Raw genomic sequence first — 2,142 nt, 5'->3', positions numbered from 1 at the left:
TTAGTATGCGCTCGTTACATGAGTGAGTGTGAGACTAACGAGTCATAGACAGACATCGTCGCCTGCCGGGAGATGTGTATAAGAGACAGACCCCGACGCCCACGCCCACGCCGACGCCCACCCCGACGCCGGCGCCGGCCGACAGGGTGGCGCGTCTCGCCGACGCCGGCACCGGCACGCTCACGGCTCCGGCCGGCACCGAGTTCGCCGAGCGCCCGTCCGTCGTCGCCCGCGACTCCTCGGGTGCCCCCGTCGCCCTGGTGCCGGTCCGCTTCGAGATCTCCGGTGACACCGACGCGCGCTTCGCGGACGGCACCACCACCGCGACCGTCACCACCGCCGCCGACGGCACCGCCACCGCGCCCGCACTGCGGGCCGGCGAGCGGACGGGGTCGTTCACCGTCCTCGCCGCCGTCCCGCAGCGCCCGGCCGCCTCCGCCACGTTCACGGCGACCGTCACCGCCGGCCGGGCCGACACCCTCGCCCGGACCGACCAGGCCCCGCTCACGGCCGTCGCCGGAAGCGAGTTCGCCCAGCCCCTCACGGTGAAGGCCACCCGCAAGGGCGCGGCCGTCCCCGGTGCCGCACTGACCGCCGAGGTGGTCGCGGCGGGCGCCGACGCGCCCGCCGGCGAGGGCCCCTACTTCAAGGACGCGCAGGGCGCCCCGCTCCGCACGCTCACCGGCCTGACGACCGACGCGGACGGCCTCCTGCGGCTCCCGTCGATCCACGCGGACGGCCGCACCGGCACGTTCCTGCTCCGCCTGACCGCCGAGGGCGGCGCGACCCTGACGGTGGAACTGACGGTCACCGCCGCCTGACCCGCCCCGCACCACGGCGGCCCGCCCCCCTCACCACACGAGGGCGGCGGGCCGCCGCCGTCCCGGACCGGGCCTCCCGGAGTCGTACGGGTCCGGGCCCCCTGGGGCCGCCCCGGACCCGGCCGTACGGAGCCGTAGGGACCGGAGCCGTACGGGACCGGGTCGTCCCGAGCGTCCAGGGACCGGAGCCGCCCCGGTCCCGTCCGGAGCCGTACGGGACCGAGGCCGTCCGGAACCGGCTCGTACGGAACCGGCCCGTCCGGAGGCGGCCCGCCCGAGGCCGCCCGGAGCCGGACCCGTACGGAACCGGCCGCCCGGGGAGACGGCCGGGCCGTCACCGCCGCGGGTTCGTGCGCCGCGTCGGCACCGCCGCCGACGGGTCCTCCGGCCAGGGGTGCCTCGGGTACCGCCCGCGCAGCTCCGCCCGCACCGCCCGGTACCCGTCCCGCCAGAACGACTCCAGGTCGGCCGTGACCGCCGCGGGGCGCCCCGCCGGCGACAGCAGGTGCACCAGCACCGGCACCCCCGCCACCCGCGGCGTCCGGGCCAGCCCGAACATCTCCTGCACCTTCACCGCGAGGACCGGCCGCTCTCCCCCGTACTCCAGGCGGACCAGCGAACCGCTCGGCACCTCGATCCGCTCCGGCGCCAGCTCGTCCAGCCTCGCCGCTTCGCCGCCCGCCCAGGGCAGCAGCCTCCGCAGCGCCTCCCCGGCGTCGATCCGCGCCAGGTCCGCCCGCCGGCGCGCCGCCGACAGCTCCGGCTCCAACCACTCGCCGGCCCGCTCCACCAGCGCCCCGTCCGACACGTCCGGCCACGGCGCCCCCACCACCCGGTGCAGGAACGCCAGGCGCTCCCGCAGCCGGACCGCCTCCCGCGACCAGCTCAGCAGTCCGGGCCCCTCCCGCCGGAGCCCTTCCGCCAGCGCCTCCCGCACGCGCCCGGGCGCGGCGTCCCCGAGCGGCCGCACGGCCAGGTCGACCGCGCCCAGCCGCTCCACCCACCGCGCCACGACGTCACCGTCCCGCCACCGCACCTCGTCGCCCGACACCAGCAGGTGCCCGGCCGCGAGCCGCGCGGTGTCCTCGTCGCACACGGCGGCGAGCCGCACCCGGGCCGACGCGGAGTCCGCGGGCCGGTCGGCCACGGCCACCGCCAGCCAGTCCGCCGAGCGCAGGGCCGACCCGCGGCCCACCTCCGCACCGGTCCCGGCCACCGTCAGGAAGGAACCTCCGCCCCGCGCCCGCGCCACCCGCTCCGGGAACGCCAGCGCGACCACGATCCCGGCGGCCGCGTCATCCGGTACCGCCCCGCCGGCCCC

Annotated in this window: 2 protein-coding genes; one reads left to right on the top strand and one right to left on the bottom strand. The window is 78.5% G+C overall.

All coding sequences use genetic code 11. The features are described from left to right. Positions 1-74: 74 nt before the first annotated feature. Positions 75-821: a hypothetical protein gene (locus tag MW084_RS06775; RefSeq protein WP_275563514.1), complete on the top strand. Its 747-nt coding sequence runs from the start codon at positions 75-77 to the stop codon at positions 819-821. 334 nt (positions 822-1,155) lie between these two features. Here the strand turns inward: MW084_RS06775 and MW084_RS06770 are convergent. Further along, positions 1,156-2,142, bottom strand: a 987-nt coding sequence (locus tag MW084_RS06770) for an ATP-dependent helicase C-terminal domain-containing protein (RefSeq protein WP_275563513.1), incomplete at its 5' end; no start/stop codon positions are given.

It is taken from the genome of Streptomyces sudanensis (assembly GCF_023614315.1).
Classification (GTDB): domain Bacteria; phylum Actinomycetota; class Actinomycetes; order Streptomycetales; family Streptomycetaceae; genus Streptomyces; species Streptomyces sudanensis.
The sequence above is the reverse complement of the archived record's forward strand: the minus strand, read 5'-3'. Positions and strand labels throughout refer to the sequence as shown.